The following is a 23,479-nucleotide window of genomic DNA, read 5'->3' as shown; positions in this document are numbered from 1 at the left end:
TTTGTTTTATAAGGCAAAAAAGCTCGAAAAAAAGTGGGAAAGCGTACTGTTGGTACGTCATCTAAATCTAATCAAACGTTTGATTAAAAGCGTGAAATAGCTTGGTAAATCAAGGTTTTATAGAAGGAAGCATAAGAAAAATAGCGAAAAAAGGCAGGAATGGCAAGGGGGTGAGAATACCTTTTAATTATTCAACTACATGAGAAAAAAGATTTTTATAAAAATAAATGCATGAAAAAAGTTTCCTTTAGATGGTATAATTTTTTATGTATTTTTAATTGGAAGGAAGTGAATTCATGAGTAATTTAGAAAAAATTAAACTCGTGAAGCCACCATTTCCCAAGCTACGATGTTTTTCTTTCAAACCTATAATTATCTAGGAGAGGATTATTTTGAAGAAAAACATCGGAAACAAAACACCTAGCTTATTATTACTAATTGTATTAGTAGGCTTCCCACAAATTAGTGAAACCATTTTTAGCCCATCATTACCTTCTATCGCAGAAGCGTTTGAAACTTCTATGAGTGATGCACAGCTAACGATGAGTGTGTACTTTATCGCTTTTGCCTTCGGGGTATTTTTCTTTGGGCGTTTATCCGATAAAATCGGTCGTCGCAAGGCAATGCTTTATGGGCTGTTTTTATATTTTGTTGGTAACGTACTTTGTTTAGTAGCAAATGAAATGGTGGTTTTATTAGTCGCTCGCTTTATTCAAGCGTTTGGTGCAAGTGTTGGCTCTGTCGTGACACAAACGATTTTGCGTGAAAGCTTTTCTGGCGTTGAGCGTCATAAATTGTTTGCTCAAATTTCAGCTGCCCTTGCCTTCACACCTGCCATTGGCCCGTTAATCGGTGGCTTTACCGATTATTATTTTGGCTTTAAAGTCGTATTTTTGGTGTTAGTCGCTATGAGCGTTATTGTATTTTGCTATGCGTTTTTACGCTTACCTGAAACAGCGCTTGCTACAATTGAAATGAAGCCTCTACTACCAATAGTAAAGCGCATGATTACAAATGCGCGTCTATGGCGCTACGGCGTATTAATTGGCGGTATTAACGGTGTATTATTTAGCTTTTATACCGAAGCACCATTTATTTTTACGCAATACTTTACACTAACAAGTGCGATGTATGGTTTTTTAGGCATTATCGTTGCGCTCGCTTCTATCGCAGGTGCGGTTGCTTCTAAACGACTCGTTAGCCACACAAAACCTGAGAAGATTATCGTACGCGGGTTAGCCATTATGCTCATCGGTACATTGCTCGCTACATCGGTACATTTTTTACCGATTTCATTACAAATGCCGACCATGATTGTTAGTGTGTTCATTATTTTATTTGGTACAGGTACCGCTTTACCAAACTGTTTAAGCTTAGCGCTCATTGACTTTCAAGACGTCATTGGTTCTGCGGGTGCGATATTTAGCTTAGGTTATTATTTACTTGTCAGCGCTACAATCTATGGTATGAGCGTTTTCCATAACGGAACAGTCCTTGCGATGCCACTATATTTTTTAGCACTAGGGATTGTTATGCTTTTAATAAGCTTACCCTTACTTTATAAAAAAGAGGCGATGTTTTGAATAATGTCGCGATGCTTAAAAAAAGATAAATGCTTGACCCTCACGCTACGTAATAGGGGTCACTATATCATTTATAAGCCAAGTCGAAATAAACTTTAGGCACCTCGAAAGTGATTAAACTTTTTTATAAAAACTAAACTTAATCTGCTGGGTAAGAATCCATTTTGATCAATCTTTTTTCAAAATGGATTCTTTTTATTTATCGTAAAATCTGGGTTTTCGTGGTATTTTTGATCAAACTTTATTTTAAAGCTACATGTGTTGTCGTTTTAAAAATTTTTGGGGGAAAAGCAGGAGGAAATGATGGACAAAGATTTTTATGTGTCAACAATAGATTTTTATCAAACTTTGTTTTAATTTATCAATCATTTTTATTAGTTACCGAACTTTTTTACAAATTATCATAATTTAATTTAAATAAATATAAAAAATAAGCATGTATTCTGTTTCAGACTAGAACTTTTTACCATTATACATCTCTACCCAAATCTATTAGAATAGATAAGATATAGTTTTTTCAAGATTCTTAATAGGATAAGGAGAGCAATTAAGTGAAGAAATGGAATTTTTTATCGACAGTCATTATTTTAGCTGTTGTTATTATGATAATGCCTAGTAAAAGCAATGCTACTTCCCTGTCAGAAGCAGAGAAGCTGGTTCAAAAAGCTGAGAATGCTGCAACAGTATTAAAATGGGAAATTTCTTTAGAGCATAGAAAAATAAAGTATTCAGATCCTGTTACATTACCGAATATGGATTTATATAATACTACAAAACATGCTAGACAATTAGCATACAATGCAATCAAAAGTCTTCCAGCTCAGGAAAAAGTTAAATTAACTAAAAGAATGGAGAGCAACGTAGACATTCATTTTAATAGGTCTATGGCTTATATTGACGCTATAATGTCCGGAAAAAAGATCATGTATAAAACAAATGACTTTTATGAAGCGTATGGATTGAATCCGCTAAGTGATCAAACCGAAAAGGCTTATCATGATTTATCTAGTGAGATTAGGAAGCAAGCGATATTACTATATCGTGTATATGGTAAGTCAACAAGAGATGCGATAATAGACAAATATAAAAGTCCAGGGGAAAAAGCTATACAATCTACAAAATCTGTCATAAGTGTAAAAATGGAAATAGACCAACTGCATCAATCTATTGCTAATAATAAAAACAAGGAAGAATTACTTTTGACCGTTAAGGAAATTGAATCAACTGTTAATAAAATACATGATGAAAAAGCTAGACAACTATTACATACAAAATTAGATGAGGCTAAAAAGACCATTCAAGGAGACAGTCTGCTAGATAAATCGTTCTTGTATTTATCTGATTTAATTCGGGAGGCTGTTATACATCCATCACAGCCTATTATTTATGCGTTAAATGAAAATAAAGATGTTCTAGAAATCAACTATGAAACTGGTAAAGTTCAGCGGCTTACAATGAACTTAATTCCCGAAAGAATTTATTTTTACAATAATGAGCTTTATGTCGCCTTATTGAAAGGTACACATAGTCCTTATTGGTGGAAAGAATATCAAGAAGGAGCCATTGCCATTATTGATACTGCTACTTTTACATTAGCAGAACAGTTTAATATTGATATCGATCCATTTGATATTGTTGCAGATGGAAAGTCTATTTATGTATCAAGTGGTTCAGGACAATGGACAAATATTAAAGGATATTCAAGAGAAACTCTACTTGAAACATCAAAGAGCGGCTCAGTTTACCATAAGAGTTTTTTAGAAATGCACCCAAGTTTAGATAAGCTCTATGTCATTGATACGACTGTAAGTCCAAGAGATGTTGAATGCCACTTAATTGTAGATGGTAAAATAACAACAGGATACGACTCACCTTACCATGGTGATTACCAGCTTAATACAAATATGACTATTTCTCCTGATGGAAAATATATTTTTAACGGTTCTGGTGTCATTATGATTGCTTCTGATGCCAAGGCAATGAATATGAAGTACCTAACAAAACTATATTTTCCTTTTGAACAAATCACCTTTAACATGAATGAAGGATTCTTCTATACAAGTTATGGAAAAAATCTAGATGTTTACAATTACAAAACAATGGAAAGAGAAAAGCATTATGTAATGAGCGGAGATATCCAAAACGTATTTTATCAAAATGGGAAATTAGTTATTATTTCAGTCGAAGAATTATATTCTTCAAAACTACCAACATACGCTATAAAAACGTATAAGGTTGAAGGAAATAAAATTATTCAGTAATTGAAGGTTTTTCCTGATAGGTCAGAATTTAGTTTTAGGGAAAAACAATAAATATCACATAGAATAAGGGTACCAATCGGATAATGATTGGTACCCTTATTTTTATCAGTCAATCAGCGACAAATAGCGCATTACATTCTAGCTTAAAATTATTTTTGACAACTTTTCACTCATTTTTTGGAGTGTTATACTCATCTTCCACAAAACCAGCTAATAGATTGTCAACATTTTTCAATAAAAAATATAAAACCTACATGATATACTAAAAATGAGTATGCTAAATAACCTTCCTTAATCTAATTGGAAGGTTTTGTTTTATTTACTTAGATATGATTTCTAAACCATATTTTGGAAAGTTGTTCTACTTTTTAATAGTGCATAGATCCAATGAAAGAGCTTATTCGCACAAGGAATTATTGCTACTCTAAAAGATTTTCCTTCTTCTCGTTTTTTGTCGTAAAACTTTCTCAATCTCTTATTTCTAGGGTCAAATCTCATCACTTGTTTTTTGCTTACGTGCATCTCTTATACCGCATATTAGTGTAGAGTGACAATAAAGTTGTTCGGCAGTACATATTGAAGCGTAAATAGGACGAGTAACGGTTTGTGCAGAAGCCATTGCGATTGGTAGTGCGATTTCGAATGGACAAAAGGATTTTGACACGATTGTAGCTGTTAGACACCCTTATTCTGATGCAGTAGATAGAAGTATTCGAGTAGTAAGTCCTTGTGGTATGTGTAGGGAGTTGATTTCAGACTATGCACCAGATTGTTTTGTGTTAATAGAAGAGAATGGAGAGTTAGTCAAAACTAAGATTGAAGAACTCATTCCACTCAAATATACCCGAAATTAATAGTTTCAATAGTTAAAGGGCAATTGTTAGCAATTCGCTTTCCAAATTAATCAACTTTACTATGTAATCTCTGCAAATTATTGTCTGATTGAAAGTAAGTTGTACTCTAGATAAATCTAAAGGAATGTCTCAATTTTGGAGACATTCCTTTTTTTCTAACCAATAATATTTAATTTCCTTCTTAAACAAAAGCTACCCATTATCTAGAACAATTAAATGTTTCAATCGGAGACCAAATTATACTCATTGAAACAGAAGACGGCTTTTTACTTAAAAAAGTTAATGAGCAAGTAGTGAATAAAAAAATCGAAAAATAATGGAGGGATAGAATTGCCATATTTACATGTATAGCTGCTGGATGGGAATGATTCGCGGTGTAATCATGTGAAAGAAGCATAGGAGGAAGTAAAAGCTCCATAAAGAAAATCGGCTGTATCCAATGGGGATAGATGGTTTTAAAAATAATTAGAAAATCCAGTTGACAGTACTTCTACTGCGTGTTACGATATACTTGTAGTAAGTTACACTGGATACCAACACCACTGAATAGTGAGGTTGCAAAAATATTTTTAAGAAAAATAGTTGACTTCCTTTCTACTCGGTTATACAATGTACTTGTAATAAGCAATACTGAATAGCGTAATTCCCAAAAGCTATTCAGTAAAAATTTCCCTTAGTACTATGTTGTACTGAATATAAGTCAGACAAAATAGGAGGGTAAAGGAGACTCTGAACATGGAAAATTTAACTGAAATGCTGAAGGGTTCGCTGGAGGGCTGCGTGCTGGAAATCATCAGCCGCCATGAAACCTATGGATACGAGATTACCCGCCGCCTGAACGAGCTTGGGTTTACCGAAGTCGTGGAAGGGACGGTCTACACCATCCTTGTGCGATTAGAAAAGAAAGAACTTGTGAATATCGAAAAGAAACCGTCAGATATGGGGCCGCCCCGCAAGTTTTACTCACTTAATGAGGCTGGCCGCCAGGAACTTGAATTGTTTTGGAAAAAATGGGACTTTGTATCATCAAAAATCAACGTCTTAAAGTCAATTTAGCTACATAAGATATTCCGTCCGATATTTTTGGAGTGTCTTGTTCAGCTGTATAAAAAAGGAGGAAAGATAACATGATGGAAATGTTCAAAAAAATGATTGGTGATAAAAAAGAGTACAAAATGATGATGGCACGGGTTGAAGCCCTGCCAGAGGACTACCAGTTTGTATTTAAGAAAATTCAAAACTACATGTGGAATTTCGCAGCGGGCAACGGGATGGATATGCTGCACATGCAGTATGAATTAATCGAGTTGTTCGAAGCCGGTGCGGCGGAAGGTAGACAAGTGCTGGAAATCACTGGGGACGACGTGGCGTCCTTTGCCGACGAACTAGTGGCAAACGCTAGAACCTATATCGCCAAGTATCGTGAAGATTTGAATCAGAGTATCATGAAGCGATTGGGAAAAAAGTAAATTCAATAGATAATACCGACTGAATAGCTGGTTACAAATGTGAATTGCCACCACCTTCACTATTCAGTTATATTTTTACCCCAGTAATAAGTGATACTGATTATCAGTCAGACTAAATAGAAGAGTATAGACAATCTAGCTCCGCAAGGCGCTTTTTATAAGGAGGAAAAAATTATGAGTAATGCAGTGATTTCTGTAAAAGGGTTAAAAAAATCCTTTAAAGACAAGGAAGTCTTAAAGGGAGTGGATTTTGAGGTGCAACGTGGCGAAATTTTCGCACTGCTGGGCTCAAATGGAGCGGGCAAGACGACGACGGTCAACATACTCTCGACGCTGATGAAGCCCGATGGCGGCGAAGTAGGTATTTGCGGCTTTGACGTTCAGCGTCAACCGGATCATGTTCGCCAGAGCATCAGCCTGACAGGGCAGTTCGCAGCTTTAGACGGCATCCTCACCGGGCGGGAAAACCTGATGATGATCGCCAAGTTGCGGGGAGTTTCCAATCCCGCCGGGGTCGTCGACAATCTGCTTGCAAGATTCAGCCTGACTGATGCGGCTAACCGCCGGGCGGACCAGTATTCCGGCGGGATGAAGCGCCGGCTTGACATCGCCATGAGCCTGATCGGGACCCCAGCAGTTATTTTTCTCGACGAACCGACGACAGGGCTTGATCCCGAAGCGCGGATTGAAGTCTGGGATACCGTCAAGGAGCTTGCCGGCGGCGGCACGACCATCTTGCTGACGACCCAGTACCTAGAGGAAGCCGAACAACTGGCGGACCGTATCGCCATCCTGCATGACGGAAAAATCATCACGACCGGTACCCTTACCGAACTCAAAGAGATGTTCCCGCCAGCGAAAGTGGAGTATATCGAGAAGCAGCCGACATTGGAGGAAATTTTCCTCGCGATCATCGGCAAAAAGGAGGAGATGTAAATGAAAAGCAAAACAGGGGTATTACTAGGGCGTTTAATGCGCAACATCATGCGCAGCCCGGATACGATTATCACGGTGGCGATTACGCCGATTATGATGTTGCTGCTGTTTGTCTACGTATTTGGCGGCGCCATAGAGACAGGCACGGACAACTACGTCAATTATTTATTGCCGGGAATCTTGCTGATGGCTATCGCATCCGGCGTCGCTTACACTTCCTTGCGGCTGTTTAACGATGTAAAGAGCGGGCTGATGGCACGTTTCATTACCATGCCCATCAAGCGCTCGTCGGTATTGTGGGCTCACGTGTTGACCTCGCTTGTTTCCAATGCGCTTACTGTCGTGGTGGTTATCCTTGTCGCGCTCTTGATGGGCTTCCGTTCCAGTGCTGATATCCTGGATTGGCTCGCGGTAACTGGGATACTAGGGCTGTTTACGCTGGCGCTGACATGGCTGGCGGTCATTCCCGGATTGACAGCTAAGTCTATGGAAGGGGCGACAGCTTACTCGTACCCGTTGATTTTCCTGCCGTTTATCAGTTCGGCCTTTGTCCCAACCGAAACCATGCCTAAACTTGTCCGTGCGTTCGCTGAGAACCAGCCCGTGACTTCAATCGTGAATGCGGTTCGTGCCCTCTTGTATGAAGGGTCCGTTGGCAACGATATCTGGATCGCGCTTGCCTGGTGCGTCGGCATCATGGTCATCGCTTACTTCTTCGCCAGTAAAGCATTTAAACGCCAGTTAGGGTAAGTACACCATTATGGGATTATCCGTTTCAATGCAACTTTGTTCTACCCTTTTGGAACTAAGTTCGTTCCAGAGCGGGAAGAGGACTGAGAAAAGAACGGGAGAAACAATTTGTACTCTGTGGTTTTTCAATCATCACCCAATCGGGTTTTTACTAATGCAACCGTCCTGATGAAACAAGTCAGAAGTAAAGAGTGTCCGGTCGGTCTCTTCATAAAGGAATCCTGCATCCGCGCAATTGTTTAAGATCAATTAGGCTGGCAACTGCTTGACTGAACTGAGGAAAAAGCGACTTAGGGCCTGTATGATGCAAAAGAGGCTCCTCATCTCGAACTAAAAATACATTGTACTGGAATCCCGCTTCCGTTGAGAAGATCGAAAGACAAAACACATCGGACTCGATTTCATCAATACGCACCATAAATTATATCCTTTTTCCAATAATATGAATCCATTATAACGAACATGCGTTCTGCAACCAATCTGCCGCTGAAGGAATCTGAGATTTAAAAAAGGAATGTCACCGAATTTCCCGAATACGTAATATAACGGGATGGGGAAAAATTGCTTCAAAAGCACCGGGATTGTGCAGCAGGCTGAAGAGCTGGAATAAATCATCTCGTTATAAGAATTGCGGCGCATAATGGAGTTTGAAGAAGGGGGGAGAGTGAACACAATATCGCGGATCCGGAACGTGATCCGTCGCTTTGAACCATCTGCGCAATAGGGTGCTGGTTATCGCTGTAAGTGTACATTTCGGGCTTGTCCATCGCGAATATTCAGCCCGACTTGCACGCTCATGCGCATACTTTAGAAGATTTTTCGGAGGTAAGTTGATGATCAGAAATTCAATCTTTATCGTTTTAACGATGATCGTATTCCTTGCAGGTTGCAATAACGAACCAGAAAAGAATGCTTCTAACACTCAGACCACTTCGAGCACTCAGAGCCCGTCGGATTTGAACCAGAGTAAAGAATCGGCAGAGAATAGTCCAGAAAATGATTCAAACACTCAGCCCTCCTCGGATTCGAATCAAAGTAAAAATCAGATTGTTCTGACAGATGAACAAATCTTAATGAAACCCCCAGGGCGTTTTGCCGGTTCCAGCTATGATGATCAGAATGTTCAAGAGGCTTTGGATCAGTTGCCAACCAGCTTGACATCCGATCAATATATGGAAGAGCTGCTCCTTCTGTTGGCTGAAGATTATCGTCCTTACGTAACTACATTCATTAATTTTGAATCCGAGATTACCGTGAATATTCCACGGCCTAATGAAAAGATTACATTGCCCGCCAACAAGAAGCTGCATATTTCAATCTTGCTGGATGCAAGCGGCAGCATGCAGGCGAAAATTCAAGGAAAATCAAAAATGGATTCCGCAAAAGAAGCTATTCAGAGCTTCGGGGATAAGCTGCCCAAAAATGCGGAGGTATCTTTGCGGGTCTATGGACATAAAGGATCAGGAAGCCAAGAAGATAAGGAATTATCCTGCAGCAGTACAGAAGAAATCTTTCATGGTCAAGGCAAGCAGACTGATCAAATAAAAACAGCTCTTCAAGATGTAGAACCCGTTGGATGGACACCTATTGCGAATGCACTGGAATCGGTAAAGCAAGATATAGATCCTGAGACCACCGATTCGGTCGTATATGTGGTAAGCGATGGAATTGAAACCTGCGGAGGCGACCCCGTACAGGTTGCAAGAGAGCTCAATCAATCAAAGGTGAAAACAATTGTAAATATTATTGGCTTTGATGTGGGTGATGAGGGCCAAAAAATGCTTCGTCAGGTTGCCGCATCCGGCGGCGGAGAGTTTACTTCCATCGATAATGACGAAGCACTGAAAAATTATTTGAACAAGGCGTATGAAAGATTGCGAGGCGAGTGGACACGATGGATAGAAAAAGGAACAGGGGCGGCCAATATTCAAAAAGAAGAGAAACAGGGAGCGCTCAATAAGACACGGGAAACGATGCAGCTTCTGGCGAACCAAGAAAATTCGAATCTGCTGGGAGCCCTCCAATATTTGAAAACGAAGAAAGAAAATGATTTCCCCTGGAGTGAGATCTTTAAAAAAATTAACGAACGCAAAAATTTCGCATGGAGTTATGCAGATGAAACAGGGAGGCGTTTATTTAACGAAGTTTCCCAAAACGGTAAGCAGGTTTATGATGATATCAAGGATGAAGGAGATCAGAACATCGATGATTTAACGGATAAGAATAATAATTAGCACCATGCAGCGCCCCCAAAGTGATTGAGCCCGATCTGGCGATCTATGATCGGGCGACTCCCCAATCTGCTCCTCAACAAAATCCTGTGGTTGCAGGATTTTTTTCTTTAACTATCGCACGCCAGTTTAGTTGAATAGAACGTGTTAAAAATTTAATCGCAGATTAACGGGCAGTAAGACCCCCACTGATGGAAGTTTCACTTTATAATGAAGTTGTCATTCTAGATAAAATGAACATTGTGGGCTTTATAAAAATGGTTCAATATGTTCCTCCTCATTTATGGCCGAAAAAATAAGGTATATAAAATTAGTAGCTTTTAAATGAAAGAAGGCAGCCGGTCATTGTGATCGGCTGCCTTTGTTACTAACGTTATCTTATATTAAGTATAATATGTTTTGGATCAGTACGAAGGACTGTATCATAAATAACTTACAAATTTCCCGAACGAGAAAGGCCATATATCAATATTATATTTTGGACTGACTACATTGGCTTGAACATGATTTTTTTAATTCACAAGCTGCACATTTTCCCTGCTTGGAGCGATTAATAAATTTATACAATGCCCAAATGGAATAGCCAAAAATTGCGCATCCAATAATGATGCTTGCAATCATTTTCTTTCACCTCTTCAATTAGGATAATCCGATTAACTTTCCGCCTTGATAAATAATAAACGAAATGAAATAAGCAATTATTAATGCATACACAATTGAAAAAACAGACCATTTTTTTGAACCTGTTTCTTTATATATCGTTGCCACAGTTGCAAGACAAGGTATATACAGAAGAATAAATGCCATAAAGCTTAATGCCGATAATGGTGTGTAATGATCTATCAATAATCCTTGTAGTGAAGCTGCATCTGGAACGAAATAAATAATATTCATCGTTGAAATTATTACTTCTTTAGCTAAAAATCCAGTGATTAATGAGGCACCTGCTTGCCATGTACCAAAACCAAGTGGTTCAAAAATAGGAGCAATTAATCCTCCAATTTTCGCTAAAAAGCTTTGATCCATTTCAACATTAAATCCACTCGGCCCTGCATAGGTTAAGAGCCAAATAAAGGCAGACCCAGCAAAGATAAATGTCCCTGCTTTCCGTAAGAAGCCCTTTCCTTTATCCCATGTCCCTCTCCATAACGCTTGAAACTGAGGTAATCGGTATGGAGGGAGTTCAATTACAAATAAGGAAGTCTCCCCTTTTAAGAGTGATTTTGAGAATATTTTTGCTAAAATTAGCGCAATGACCACTCCAAGTACATATAAGAATAGAACAATTAATGCCTGATTTTTAGCAAAAAAAGCACCAGCAAAAAGAGCATATACAGGTAAGCGCGCAGAACATGACATTAACGGTGTGAGTAAGATAGTCAATAATCTTTCCCTCGGTGTTTCAATTGTACGAGCAGCCATAATGCCTGGAACATTGCATCCAAAGCCAATTATCATTGGAATAAATGCTTTTCCGTTTAAACCAACAGATTCCATAATTCTGTCCATCACAAGGGCAACCCTAGCCATATAACCAGAATCCTCTAGCAATGAAATAAAGAAGAACAAAATAATAATTTGTGGCACAAAGACTAATACTCCACCCACACCCGCTACAATGCCATCAATAACTAGAGCATGGATAAAGCTTGAAACACCAAGTGTTGTCAATAAAGAATCTATTCCTGAGGAAACAGGACCTGATATGAAAGCATCTAAAGCATCAGATAGAGGTGTTCCAAGCCAATCGAATGTGAGCATAAACATGAAATACATCATAAATAAGAAAATCGGAAGCCCTAATACCTTATTCGTGACAATTTGATCGATTTTCTCTGATAGTGGAACAATACTCTTTTCTTTTCTCTCCGTTGCCATTTCAATAATTGATTGAATAAATGCTTTTCTTTTTTGATAAATAAACTGATCAAGAGACTTTGTACCATAAGCTTGTATCACATCATCTTGAAGAGTATTAATTAATTCATTTAATAATTTCAAATCAAGAAATTGGCTTAGGTAGTCTTTTACATATTGATTTCCTTCAAATAACTGTAAAGCTAACCAACGTGTCGAATGCTCCGATTGTTCTCCAATAAGAGACTCCAAATTTAATATCGCCTTCTCAATTTCATTTCCGTAAGAAATAATATTTGTTTGATAGTTTACGATATTTAGCTCGGAAGCAGCTTTAACTAAAGCATCGCAACCTTTTCCTGTTCTAGCTACTATAGGTGTCACACTTATTCCTAATTCTTTTGATAAAACAGAAGGGTTTATTTGAATCCCTCGATGCTTAGCCACATCGACCATATTTAGACCAATAACGGCTGGCTTTCCAAACTCAATTAACTGAACTGTCAGATGAAGATTCCTTTCCAGTTGTGAAGCATCAATAATATTAATTACTTTCTCAAACTTATCTGTAAGAAAGAAGTTTGTCACAACTCCTTCATCTTTAGACAAAGGATTAAATGTATATATCCCTGGTAAATCTATTAATTTATCCTTTTTATTTTTAAATTGACCAATTTTTTTCTCAACTGTTACTCCACTCCAGTTTCCGACATATTCGTAGGAGCCAGTTAAATTGTTAAATAATGATGTTTTTCCAGTGTTGGGATTTCCTAAGAGTGCGATTTCCATTAAAATTTTTCCACCTCGATGCAATTTGCTTCTCTTCTTCTAATTCCAACACATTGTCCACATGATTCGATCATGACAGGGCCACCAAATGGCATCACACATTTTATGCATATTTCAGAGCCTTCGCTTATCCCAAGGTCAAGGAGCCTTCTACGAACCAGCTTCTCAGTCGAGGTAATATCGGTAATTTTTGCTTTATCACCTATTTTTAATTGACTCAACATAATTATCACCTTATTGCAACTTATTTTCTAAAGACTTATTACTTTATTTAAAGAAAGTATGATGATAAACATTATCAAACTATTAATCTGGTACATTCAAATATATTAACTAAAGTCATTATACATAAAAAAAATCTAATTGAGAACGATTATCTTTATTGATTACACAAAAATTATTTTTTGGTATTAATCTTTGAAGAATCATTTATTGATACTTGATTGATAAGAATATTCTTGCTTTGTTTTGAAAATAACAGTATTACTTCAAAATTATACTTATTTCTATATTCATAAAGTTTAAAAAAAGACTGTAAACACAATCGAGTTTTTGGTTACAGTCCAGGATAACCAGGTTGTCTAACACCAAAAATTATTCAAATAATAAATGATTTTGGAGAGATATTTTTGAGGTGAATATGGAAAGAACGTTATTGTAGCGTTCTTTTTTAATGAAAGTGGCATTTCATAATGATCGAGAAATGCCTTTTTTTCTTGAACAAAAAGATAGTATATTGACTAATCTAAAATGTTCGATTTTTATCTATTTAGACATTATACTGTCTAAATAGAGGGGGATGTTTATGGATATATACAGAGATCTGTTTTTAATGCAGCAAACTTACGGTACATTATTTTCTCTTACCAATAAGATTCAGGTAAAAGGTGATAAATACCTAGAATTTTTAACGTCAAGACAGTTTATGACAATGGTGGCAATTGCTCATTTACCCGAGGATGAAACTACTATAAATAATATTGCAAGAAAGTTAGGGGCCACAAAACAGAGTGTGAAACAGTTGATAACACTTATTGAGTCTAAGGGTTACGTTATCACAGTACCTAGCAAGAAAGATAAACGTGCGATCAATGTGAAAATTACGGAATCTGGAAAACAGGTCTTGTTGGTAGACGCTGAAAGAGGAATATTCCTTTTGGAAGAACTTTTTAAAAATTTCTCATCAGAAGATCTTGAAACAATGTGGAGGTTATTAAAGAAACTATATTGTTTTGACGGCGAGGAACAAGATGGTTTTGAGGAAGAGAGTAAATTAGAAATGGATGAAAATCAGAATAAAGTACAAAAGAGAGTATTAAAGGAATTTGAAAGACGAAGAAATCAGTCAAGAAATGGAGAGTTGGAATGATGAAGAATAAGCTTAAGAGGCTAATTTATCTTGAAGAATATATATCAATTAATGGCATTAAACAATTTATGTTTCACTTGGGAACAAGTTATGATAACCCGGTAATGCTATTTTTGCATGGAGGACCCGGTTCGGTAGAATCCTTATTTACATGTGCATTTCAGGAAAAATGGGAGGAAATCTATACAGTTGTTCATTGGGACCAGCGCGGAGCGGGAAAGACACTGACTAAAAACCCTGATAAGCTCCCAACAATCGATTTGATACTACAGGATTTGTTTGAAGTTATCCAATATCTGAAGAAAAAATATAACAAGCAAAAGATAGTAATACTTGGTCATTCATGGGGAAGTGTTTTAGGTTCTGTGTTTATCAGAAAATATCCCGAAGAGGTAGCCTATTATATAGGCGTAGGGCAGGTTATCAATATGCTCGAAAATGAGCAGGTTGGTTATAAAAAAGTGAAAGAACTGATTGAACAAGCAGATGATAAAAGATCCATGAAAAGGCTTGAGAAAATAGGTGAATATCCGGGCAACAAAATCGTTTTTAACAAAAAATTTTTAAAAAAATGTGATGAGGTTAGAAAGCTGCAGGGAAAATATAAATTGGGAATGAAGATCGATCTCGCCTTGTGGATCACTGTATTCAAAAGTCCGATTTTCAAGTTTTCGGATATTATCGCATTTATGAAGATTTTTCAAGCAAATGCAAAGCTTCATAGTTTTCTAGGTGAATTCAATCTAAGTAACGAACCAGCAATATATCAAGTCCCAATATATTATATTTTAGGCGGAAATGACTGGCAGGCTCCATATATCATTGCCCAAAAATATTTTGAAGAGATCAATGCGCCCAATAAGAATATATACGTCATTCCCAATGCCGGACATATGACAATGATGGAACAGCCAGAACTTTTTTTTGATGCCTTATTAGAAATAAATAACACAGAAGTAAAGAATAAATGTCATTTTATACAAAAGTCAGAAGATATTGCTTATGATGAGTATCTGGAAAGTAAAGTAAGATGACAATTTCACGCACCAAAATTCCTCTAAAGACGCACCTCTAATGTAAAACTCAACAAGCTCAGGTTACTTATGTTTCAAAACACAGGCGTTTCTTAGATAGTTTTAAAACTATAGAAGTGCAATTCGTAAAGTCATGTAAACTACAAATGCCGTAGAAAGAATTCATTCAAAGGAACATTTCCAAATGAAAATACTCTAACCTTCTCTATTTACGTATTCAAGAATTAGAGAAGAAGAGGGGGATGGACATATGAACAAGCGTTTATTAAAAATCTTGTTAAATACTAAAGGGATCTATTCATCTCAAATTTAAACAATAAAATGAAATAAAGTCGCAACGTTTACAAAAAAGATGCGAAGCTTTACCCCTTTAGCTATTATTATCTAAAGGGGTGTTTTTTTTATGGTAAAAAGGACATCTGATATTGAAAAATGGATTAAACAAGGTAAAGGTTCGGACGTTGGTGAAGAGTACAGATTTAGGAAATACCACATACTAAAGGGCAAGATATTATCGGAATCTTTATCGTAAAAAACTTCTGACGAGGAGAATCAAGATGAAAAATAATGTTGTTGAATATAAGAAATTGCAAAGTGGGGATGATTCTAAGTTTTCTCAGTTGGTGCTTTTGTTTAATAAGGAATTTGAATCACCAAATTTGAATTTTGTAAACTCGAAAAATATCAGGAATCTTTTGATTAATCCTAAGTTTGTATGTTTTGTAGCCTGTATCGATAACAAGATTGTAGGAGGATTAACTGCATACGAATTAGAGATGTATGATCAAGAGGGATCTTCGATGTATATATACGACTTGGCGGTCGGTAAAGAGTATCAGCGTAATGGAATTGGAAGTAGGTTAGTTCATGAAATAATAGATTTTTGTAAGTCGAAAGGAATTCAAGATTTATTTGTTCAAGCTGATGGAGTTGATCAACATGCTATTAAATTCTACAAAAAAATCGGTGGTGAACAGTCAGAAACATTTCAGTTTTCTTTTAATCCATTACAAATGAAATAAATAAGGCTCATTATGAACTGCACCCCAATTGTTAGACACAACTAACAATTGGAGGTGCAGTTTTTCTATAAGTAAATATTTAGTGGGCTGAACTAATACGAAAAGTGATTCATGAGTCCTAAAATATCATATATAGGAGGAAAAAATTATTTAGGAAAAACTGCATTTAAAATCATTAGAATAATAATCCAATATTTCTTCAAAATCCTTTAAATCATCTTGTGAGAAAAAGCAAAAATTCTTAAATGATAAAACTAGTCTCGAATAAGTCTTTCGAAAATTATCTCATAAGCCCTAGCTCAGAACGAATTTTAACGGAATTGTCGGAAGAAAGTTCGGATATTACTAAATAAGTCAGGAACTTCTAGAGCCGCAAAATAGCCCCACGGTTGAACTCGCTCCAATGCACGATCTTGTACCAACCCTGTAGGTTAGACAATTGGATTTTTGGGTTACTAACCATATTGTTACTGAACATTTGTGAAAAAATAAAGTTGGTAATTTTCAAACATGTATAAAAAATCCTTAAGGAATAAGGTGATGGACTCAATTGGCGAACATATAAAAATAATACGAAAAGAAAATTTTTATACACAAGTTGAGTTTGCAAAAGTAGTGGAAATTTCACAAGGGACTTTAAGTGATATTGAACTCTGACCCCTTTAGGAATGATTGTCTATAGGGGTTTTATTATTGGATAATCCCTCTTCGCAAAGCTTCGGCCACTCCTTGCACTCGATTGAGTACTTCCAGTTTTCGAATGGCGGATCGGACATAATCCTGGACGGTAAATTCGCTAATCCCAAGGGATACAGCCATTTCCTTCGTGCTATTACCCCAAGACATTTTCTGCAATACTTCAATTTCCCGCCTGCTAAGTCTTTTAGGGTCTAAAGAGTAGTCATCTTCTCCAAATATTTGTCCTAAATGTTGCCCATATACATCCAAAGAGTGAAGAAGGCTATCCCTAACGGTAAAGGAATCAGTACTCCCCATACAAGCATAGCCAACTACGTGTGATCCATGGCTAAGGGGAACTACTAGAATTTCAGTTTTCATTCCCTTGGTGTATTTTTCCGGTAATTGCTGAATCATTAGGGAATCCACATGTTTCGGCTTTCTCTCTTGAATGGCCGAATAGATGGGCGGCATGTTTCGAACATCTTCTCTCCATTCTCTTAAGGAAGATATCCCTTGTTTATCGATTCTTAAAATGCCTTCACCGATTTTGCTTAAAGTCGAATAGAAATAGAGCCCCACACGAGAAAAATGGAAAAGATCCATAAATCCTCGAACGGCGAGGATTTGCTTTTCATCATGGGAACGAACTGACTTAATGGAGTGAATTTGCTCTTTTATAGCTGAAATAAGCATGGATTGATCCCCTTTTTGATTTATAGTCTAAATATTCTTATTATACAAAAAAACATTTAATTATAAATCCTATAACAATGTTATTTAAATTTTATCGTGGTGTAATTTTACCCTTTTTGTTCCGTTCTATTGATGAAAATAAGGTAAAGGATAGATCATCTATAAATAATTGAGAAGTAGAAGAAAAGATTCTTAGAGACATACCCCCTATTTTTAGGGGGTATATTATTTTAAAAAGTCTGATTATTATTAAAATTGTAAGCACTTACAAGCTGTGAAAATACCCATGTAAGTTTAAGAGATGATAAAACATTTTCTATTTGAATGAATTCTTATTTTCAGAAAGCGAGTGATGGAAATGATTAGTACTTTTTCTGAATTTCATTTAAGAACATCCATATCTAGCGGAGTGGTGTCAAGAAGTTTACTTCCGCAAATGATTCAGGGGTTAGGCGGAAAGCGGGCCATCCTGTTTACGGATAAGGGATTAATCCAGGCTGGCGTTGCTGCCCAAATTATTGATCTGTTTAAAGGAATACAGGAGAACGTAGAGCTTGTTGGTGTCTTTGACGAGATCGAACAGGATGCCAAAGCGGAAAATGTCACCAAGGCTGTCAGGTTTTTTAAAGAGCATCAGGCAGACTCTTTGATTGCTCTTGGAGGTGGAAGCGTACTCGATGCTGTAAAGGGCATCAAGTGGATGCTCCATAAAGGGTATGCTGATACGGAGGAAGCTCTCCATATCAGCATTAGAGAATTTCCACCGGTAGCCCAACCGATGGGCATCCCGCATGTGGCGATTCCTACCACCGCGGGAACGGGTGCGGAAGTATCGCCAATGGCTGTCATATATAATGAAAAACTCTGCTTGAAAGTAGTGCTGAGGACCCCGTTTCTCAATGCCGACATGGCTATATTGGATCCCGAGTTGACGGTTGGATTGCCGCCAAGAATAACAGCCTTTACGGGATTTGATGCTTTGACGCATGCGATAGAAGGTTATTTCTCAACAACAGCTACTCCGTTCACGGATTCTTATGCTCTGTATTCTGCCCAGTTGATTGTAGAGAATCTGCCGATCGCAGTCAAAGAGGGATCTAATCTTGAAGCCAGGGCCAACATGCTGATGGCAAGTGCGATGGCAATAACGGCATTTGGCTTTGGGAACAATGGAGTTCCGGTGCATAACATGGCCCATGTATTTGGGGCAAAGTTTAGAATTCCGCATGGCCTGGCCAATTCAGTACTCTTGCCGAACATGATGGCTGCCCTGCCTTCCTTATATTTACCGAAGATTAAGCGGTTTGCCGATGCATTGGGAATTGTAGATCCGTCTTCTGATCCTCAGGAATGCTTGGGGGAGGTTATCGGATTCATTCGCGAACTGCGGCAACAAATCGGGCTGCCTGAAACCTTTGCTGAATTTAAACTCGATTCGGATTTACTTCAAAGCATTGTGGCTGAAGTGCAAGGTGATCCAGCCTCCGCTCGGTTCCTTATCCCAGCTGATGTGATCACCAAAGTGACGGACGAAATTTCCGGACTTGCTTCTGGCAAAAAGGCTAACCTATAACAACGTTCAAGGAGGAATCAATCCAACCATGTTAGATCCTCAAGCGAAAACCTTCCTAAATCTATTAGGGGAAAGGGAACCAACCTCCACTATGACACCTGAGCAAAACAGGGTTAGGGCGGCGGAACTGAGAAAGCTAGCAGGTCCAGGGGAGCCAGTGGCAAAGGTAGAGGAGTTCTTTATTCCCGTGAAAAATGGCGAAATCAAGGTGAGGGTGTATACACCGGAAGGGGAAGGTCTATTTCCGATTTTTATCTACCTTCATGGCGGAGGCTGGGTTTTTGGAGATCTTGATACGGCAGACTCACCTTGCCGCAGTCTGACCAATCAGGCAGAGTGTATTGTGGTGTCCGTAGATTATCGTTTGTCTCCCGAATATAAGTTCCCTACTCCTCTCGAAGATTGTTATGCAGCAGCAACATGGGTAGCAGCCCATGCGAGAGAGTGGAATGGAGATCCGACGAGGATCGCCATCGGTGGGGATAGTGCCGGTGGAAACCTAGCTGCTACTGTCTCCCTAATGGCCAAAAATCAGGACGGCCCCACTTTCATAGCACAAGTTTTAATCTATCCGGTAACGGATTTATCTTTTAGTACGTCATCATACGAGACGAATGGGGAAGGATATTTCCTTACCCGCGATAGTATGGAATGGTTTACTAGTCAATATCTAAATGAAGAAGAAGACAAGTTTAACTTCTACGCGGCACCGCTGCAGGCTAAAGATCTAAGCCAACTTCCCCCAGCATTCGTCATTACGGCAGAGTATGATCCGCTTTGTGACGAGGGATTGGCCTATGCCGATCGGCTGCGTCAAGCGGGTGTGCAGGTAGAATACATCTGCTATGAAGGAATGATTCACGGATTCTTCTGGATGGCGGGGATTATGGATAAAGGCAAGATGGCTATTGACCAAGTAGCACGCTATTTGCATTCGGCTTTTTACCATACGGTTTATCCAAATGGTGATTTAAAGGGAGGGATAAAAAAGTGACAAAAAATAGTGAAAACATGAATTTAGATGCTGTCGTTGTCGGGGCTGGTTTTTCGGGATTGTACATGCTATTTCGCTTACGGGAAGCTGGATTTTCCACCCGTGCTTTTGAGGCCGCGGCTGATGTAGGAGGTGTTTGGTATGCGAACCGTTATCCTGGAGCGCGATGCGACTCAGAGAGTATCATTTATAATTATACTTTCTCTGATGAGCTGATTCAGGAATGGACATGGAACTCTAGATTTCCAGAACAGGCAGAAATATTAAGTTATCTTAACTTTGTGGCAGATAAGTTAGACTTACGCCGTGACATCCAATTCAATACACGCATTACATCTGCTCATTACGACGAAGTAAATAACAGATGGAAGATCCTAACAGAGGATGGCGTGACCTTGACTGCTAAGTACTTTATCACGGGAGTAGGATGCCTATCTGCCTCCAACATCCCCAACTTTAAGGGCTTAGATCGTTTTGAGGGTGAGGCGTATCATACCGGACATTGGCCCCATGAAAAAGTAGACTTTAGCGGGAAGCGTGTCGGTGTAATCGGTACGGGATCAAGCGGTATCCAGGCTATCCCAGTCATTGCCCAAGAAGCAAAACACCTAACTGTTTTTCAGCGGACCCCAGCGTTCAGTACTCCAGCGAAAAACTATCGATATGACCCGGATTTTATCCTTCAAACGAAAGCAAATTACAATGAGATTAAGGAACAAATACGGTGGTCTAAAATGGGATATCTTCATACGGTGGTCAATGATCGGTCTGCGCTTGAAGATACACCGGAGGAACGCCATCTAGCATACGAAAAGGTTTGGGAAAGAGGAGGTTTGGGATTTAGCCAAACATATAATGACTTGCTGGTAAACGGAGAAGCCAACGAAACTGCGAGTGAATTTATCCGTTCCAAGATAGATGAAATTGTAAAAGATCCAAAGGTAGCTGAGAAGCTGAAGCCAAGCTACTATTATTCCGCAAAACGTCCAGTTCTGGATACAAATTATTACGAGACATTTAACCGTGAGAATGTCACTTTGGCAGATGTAAAGTCAGCACCAATTCTGGAGATAACACCGAATGGGCTAAGAACCTCTGAAACGGAGTATGAGCTGGATGTCATTGTTTTTGCTACTGGTTATGATGCGATGACTGGACCATTATTTAAGATTGATATCCGTGGTAAAGATGGGGTGTCACTAAAGGAGAAATGGGCTAACGGAACACAAACAAGGACCTACCTCGGTATCGCAAATGCCGGTTTCCCGAACATGTTTATGATTACCGGCCCAGAGAGTCCATCCGTATTGTCCAATGTGCCTGTATCTATTGAGCAGCACGTTGAATGGATTGGCGATTGTATTGAGTATCTTCGCGAGCATGAGGTGGAGACGATTGAGGCAAAGGCGGAGGCAGAGGAGGCTTGGAGTAAGCATTGCAAAGAGTTAGCCGACTCCACGCTTCTTACTAAAGTTGACTCTTGGTACACAGGTGCGAATATTAAAGATAAACCACGCGGATTCCTTATTTATGTAGGGGGTGTTGGCGAATACCGTAAGATATGCGACAAAGTCGCGGCTAAAGGGTACGAGGGATTTTCTCTCATACACACGTCCTCGAAAGAGACGGTTTCCTGACACATAAGCATCCAGATTAGCTTCATTAAATCTGGAAAGGTCGACATTCCTAGTTTGGCTTTTCCAGTAGATACAAGATCGTAAGGGAGTGTAGATAATGTATATCAATGGAGAATGGGTGAAAACGAATCAGGTATTTGAAGTGAATAACCCGGCTACAGGGGAAAAGGTGGATGCCGTTTATTTTGTCGGTAAAGAAGAGACGGATTGGGCGATTCAGGCCGCAGAGAATGCGTTTCCCCAATGGGCTGCTTTAACAGCAGAACAGCGCAGTTCCTATTTATGGCGGATTGTCGAGAAACTTCGGGAAAAGAAGGAAGAAATGGCTCAAATCATTACAAAAGAAATGGGAAAGACAATTCATCACGCCCGGCAAGAAGTAGCCTCGACCATGGCATTCTTTCAATGGTATGCCGAAGAGGCGCGCAGAATTTATGGAGACATCATTCCCTCGTCTGCGGCCAACAAACGACTTCAGGTAATTCTTCAACCTGTCGGTGTTGTAGGGGCCATTACTCCCTGGAATTTTCCGCTGTCTATGGCAGCCAGAAAGTTAGGGCCAGCCCTAGCTACCGGATGTACAGTAATCCTGAAACCCTCGAAAGAAGCTCCGTTGTCTTCAGTTGCGTTATTTAAAATCTTTGATGAAATTGCTTTGCCGAAAGGAGTGGCTAATCTCGTCATTGGGCAATCTGGCCCTATTGCCAACACGCTTATGAATAGCAAAATCGTAAAGAAAATTTCCTTTACTGGTTCAACAGAAGTGGGGAAAGTTCTCATTGCCCAGTCTGCACAAACCGTCAAGCGTGTGTCAATGGAATTAGGAGGCCACGCTCCTTTTATCGTTTTTGATGATGCGGACATTGACTTAGCTGTTGAAGGCTTAATAAGAAGTAAATTTGGTTCAAATGGTCAGCAATGCGTTTGCCCGAATCGAATTTATGTGCAGGAAGGAATTTATTTGGAATTTGCTGAGAAGTTAAAAGAAAAAGTGCAAAACATCAGAGTTGGCAATGGACTGGATGAACAAAATGAAATGGGACCACTGGTATATGAAGAAGCCATCGAAAAGGTACAAGAGCAGGTTGATGATGCTGTTCGCCTCGGAGCTTGTGTCCTTAATGGCGGTAAAAGGCTGTTGGGTGGCAGCTACTCCAGTGGATATTTTTATGCCCCGACTGTTTTGTCGGAAGTTACCGATAATATGCTGATTACTAGGGAAGAAACGTTTGGACCCGTTATTCCACTCCTAAAGTTCCGCAGCGAGGAAGAAGTGGTTGAAAGAGCGAATGACATTGAATATGGACTTGCTTCTTATTTCTATACGAAAGATCTTTCCCGTATGTACCGCGTTTCTGAACAACTGGACTATGGCATGGTCGGAGTGAATGATGCTATTCCCTTTGCAGTCCAAGCGCCATTTGGCGGCGTAAAAGAGAGCGGGATAGGCCGCGAAGGCGGAAAGTATGGCTTAGATGACTATTTAGAAACAAAAATGATTTCCGTACAGATTTAGTAGATTATTAGATTCAGATAAAATTTTGTTTTACTGAGATTGGAAAACCGATGGCAGTTAGTTTTTTAAATGATATTTGTTTTTTGCTGGTATGGCGTATGTGAACAAGTTTCGCATATGCCTCCTTTCCTTTATTTTTCTGGAAGATCAAATGAAAGCAAAATTGTTTGGAAAGGGTCTCCCTTGTATTGCATCAAATTAAAAACGAAGTCAAGGAATGATGTAATGTT

At 38.8% G+C, this 23,479-nt stretch carries 20 protein-coding genes and 2 pseudogenes; 17 read left to right on the top strand and 5 right to left on the bottom strand.

Annotated features, from left to right (window positions below; genetic code table 11):
* Positions 1–392: 392 nt before the first annotated feature.
* Together KHA94_RS22090 and KHA94_RS22085 are read left to right on the top strand one after the other, a co-directional pair.
* Positions 393–1,583, top strand: coding sequence for a multidrug effflux MFS transporter (locus KHA94_RS22090; RefSeq protein ID WP_213104273.1), 1,191 nt, complete (start codon positions 393–395; stop codon positions 1,581–1,583).
* Positions 1,584–2,134: 551 nt separating this feature from the next.
* Positions 2,135–3,844 carry a hypothetical protein gene (locus tag KHA94_RS22085; protein WP_213104272.1) on the top strand — a complete coding sequence of 570 codons (1,710 nt, stop codon included), beginning with the start codon at positions 2,135–2,137 and terminating at the stop codon, positions 3,842–3,844.
* 336 nt (positions 3,845–4,180) lie between these two features.
* On the opposite strand, the pseudogene KHA94_RS26085 reads toward KHA94_RS22085, so the two are convergent.
* Positions 4,181–4,376: pseudogene (locus KHA94_RS26085) on the bottom strand (IS110 family transposase); the annotation flags it as partial.
* Between the two features lie 31 nt (positions 4,377–4,407).
* On the opposite strand from KHA94_RS26085, the pseudogene KHA94_RS22080 reads away from it, so the two are divergent.
* The 6 genes and pseudogenes from KHA94_RS22080 to KHA94_RS22055 all read left to right on the top strand — a co-directional run.
* Positions 4,408–4,698 (top strand): annotated as a pseudogene (locus KHA94_RS22080) (cytidine deaminase); the annotation flags it as partial.
* 735 nt (positions 4,699–5,433) lie between these two features.
* Entirely contained in the window at positions 5,434–5,754 is a 321-nt protein-coding gene (locus KHA94_RS22075; RefSeq protein WP_213104271.1) for a PadR family transcriptional regulator, read from the top strand.
* Positions 5,755–5,825: 71 nt separating this feature from the next.
* Positions 5,826–6,167: a DUF1048 domain-containing protein gene (locus KHA94_RS22070; protein ID WP_213104270.1), complete on the top strand. Its 342-nt coding sequence runs from the start codon at positions 5,826–5,828 to the stop codon at positions 6,165–6,167.
* A gap of 174 nt (positions 6,168–6,341) precedes the next feature.
* Positions 6,342–7,103, top strand: coding sequence for an ABC transporter ATP-binding protein (locus KHA94_RS22065; RefSeq protein ID WP_213104269.1), 762 nt, complete (start codon positions 6,342–6,344; stop codon positions 7,101–7,103).
* A complete protein-coding gene (locus KHA94_RS22060) occupies positions 7,104–7,853 on the top strand; it encodes an ABC transporter permease (protein WP_213104268.1) in 750 nt (249 codons plus the stop codon).
* 833 nt (positions 7,854–8,686) lie between these two features.
* Positions 8,687–10,087, top strand: coding sequence for a VWA domain-containing protein (locus KHA94_RS22055; protein ID WP_213104267.1), 1,401 nt, complete (start codon positions 8,687–8,689; stop codon positions 10,085–10,087).
* 468 nt (positions 10,088–10,555) lie between these two features.
* Here the strand turns inward: KHA94_RS22055 and KHA94_RS26805 are convergent, their stop codons facing one another.
* The 3 genes from KHA94_RS26805 to KHA94_RS22040 are packed head-to-tail and all read right to left on the bottom strand — an operon-like array spanning position 10,556 to position 12,954.
* Positions 10,556–10,705 (bottom strand): FeoB-associated Cys-rich membrane protein, encoded by a 150-nt coding sequence (locus KHA94_RS26805; protein WP_213104266.1) that lies wholly within the window; start codon positions 10,703–10,705, stop codon positions 10,556–10,558.
* 18 nt (positions 10,706–10,723) lie between these two features.
* Complete coding sequence (gene feoB, locus KHA94_RS22045; protein WP_213104265.1) at positions 10,724–12,730, bottom strand: ferrous iron transport protein B; 2,007 nt, start codon at positions 12,728–12,730, stop codon at positions 10,724–10,726.
* Entirely contained in the window at positions 12,730–12,954 is a 225-nt protein-coding gene (locus KHA94_RS22040) for a FeoA family protein (RefSeq protein ID WP_213104264.1), read from the bottom strand. The genes feoB and KHA94_RS22040 overlap by 1 nt, the downstream gene beginning before the upstream one ends.
* Before the next feature lie 581 nt (positions 12,955–13,535).
* Here KHA94_RS22040 and KHA94_RS22035 point away from each other — a divergent pair.
* The 5 genes from KHA94_RS22035 (at position 13,536) to KHA94_RS26735 (ending at position 16,812) form a co-directional block, all read left to right on the top strand.
* Positions 13,536–14,099: a MarR family winged helix-turn-helix transcriptional regulator gene (locus KHA94_RS22035; RefSeq protein ID WP_213104263.1), complete on the top strand. Its 564-nt coding sequence runs from the start codon at positions 13,536–13,538 to the stop codon at positions 14,097–14,099.
* Entirely contained in the window at positions 14,096–15,133 is a 1,038-nt protein-coding gene (locus tag KHA94_RS22030) for an alpha/beta fold hydrolase (RefSeq protein WP_249365683.1), read from the top strand. The genes KHA94_RS22035 and KHA94_RS22030 overlap by 4 nt, the downstream gene beginning before the upstream one ends.
* Before the next feature lie 403 nt (positions 15,134–15,536).
* Positions 15,537–15,665 (top strand): hypothetical protein, encoded by a 129-nt coding sequence (locus tag KHA94_RS26360; RefSeq protein ID WP_275950925.1) that lies wholly within the window; start codon positions 15,537–15,539, stop codon positions 15,663–15,665.
* 25 nt (positions 15,666–15,690) lie between these two features.
* Positions 15,691–16,155, top strand: a complete 465-nt coding sequence (locus KHA94_RS22025; RefSeq protein ID WP_213104262.1) for a GNAT family N-acetyltransferase — start codon at positions 15,691–15,693, stop codon at positions 16,153–16,155.
* 510 nt (positions 16,156–16,665) lie between these two features.
* Positions 16,666–16,812 carry a helix-turn-helix domain-containing protein gene (locus tag KHA94_RS26735; protein WP_420828185.1) on the top strand — a complete coding sequence of 49 codons (147 nt, stop codon included), beginning with the start codon at positions 16,666–16,668 and terminating at the stop codon, positions 16,810–16,812.
* Between the two features lie 33 nt (positions 16,813–16,845).
* Here the strand turns inward: KHA94_RS26735 and KHA94_RS22020 are convergent, their stop codons facing one another.
* Positions 16,846–17,529 (bottom strand): LuxR C-terminal-related transcriptional regulator, encoded by a 684-nt coding sequence (locus KHA94_RS22020; protein WP_213104261.1) that lies wholly within the window; start codon positions 17,527–17,529, stop codon positions 16,846–16,848.
* A 352-nt stretch (positions 17,530–17,881) separates the two neighbouring features.
* Here KHA94_RS22020 and KHA94_RS22015 point away from each other — a divergent pair, with 352 nt between their 5' ends.
* From KHA94_RS22015 to KHA94_RS22000, 4 genes are all read left to right on the top strand, one after another.
* Complete coding sequence (locus KHA94_RS22015) at positions 17,882–19,102, top strand: iron-containing alcohol dehydrogenase (protein WP_213104260.1); 1,221 nt, start codon at positions 17,882–17,884, stop codon at positions 19,100–19,102.
* A 28-nt stretch (positions 19,103–19,130) separates the two neighbouring features.
* The gene (locus KHA94_RS22010) at positions 19,131–20,096 is read left to right on the top strand and encodes an alpha/beta hydrolase (protein ID WP_213104259.1); all 966 of its coding nucleotides are present in this window, start codon (positions 19,131–19,133) and stop codon (positions 20,094–20,096) included.
* Entirely contained in the window at positions 20,093–21,733 is a 1,641-nt protein-coding gene (locus KHA94_RS22005) for a flavin-containing monooxygenase (protein ID WP_338030859.1), read from the top strand. The genes KHA94_RS22010 and KHA94_RS22005 overlap by 4 nt, the downstream gene beginning before the upstream one ends.
* A gap of 97 nt (positions 21,734–21,830) precedes the next feature.
* A complete protein-coding gene (locus KHA94_RS22000; RefSeq protein ID WP_213104258.1) occupies positions 21,831–23,249 on the top strand; it encodes an NAD-dependent succinate-semialdehyde dehydrogenase in 1,419 nt (472 codons plus the stop codon).
* Positions 23,250–23,479: the final 230 nt, after the last annotated feature.

It is taken from the genome of Cytobacillus citreus (genome assembly GCF_018343665.1).
Taxonomy (GTDB): domain Bacteria; phylum Bacillota; class Bacilli; order Bacillales; family Cytobacillaceae; genus Cytobacillus; species Cytobacillus citreus.
The sequence above is the reverse complement of the archived record's forward strand: the minus strand, read 5'-3'. Positions and strand labels throughout refer to the sequence as shown.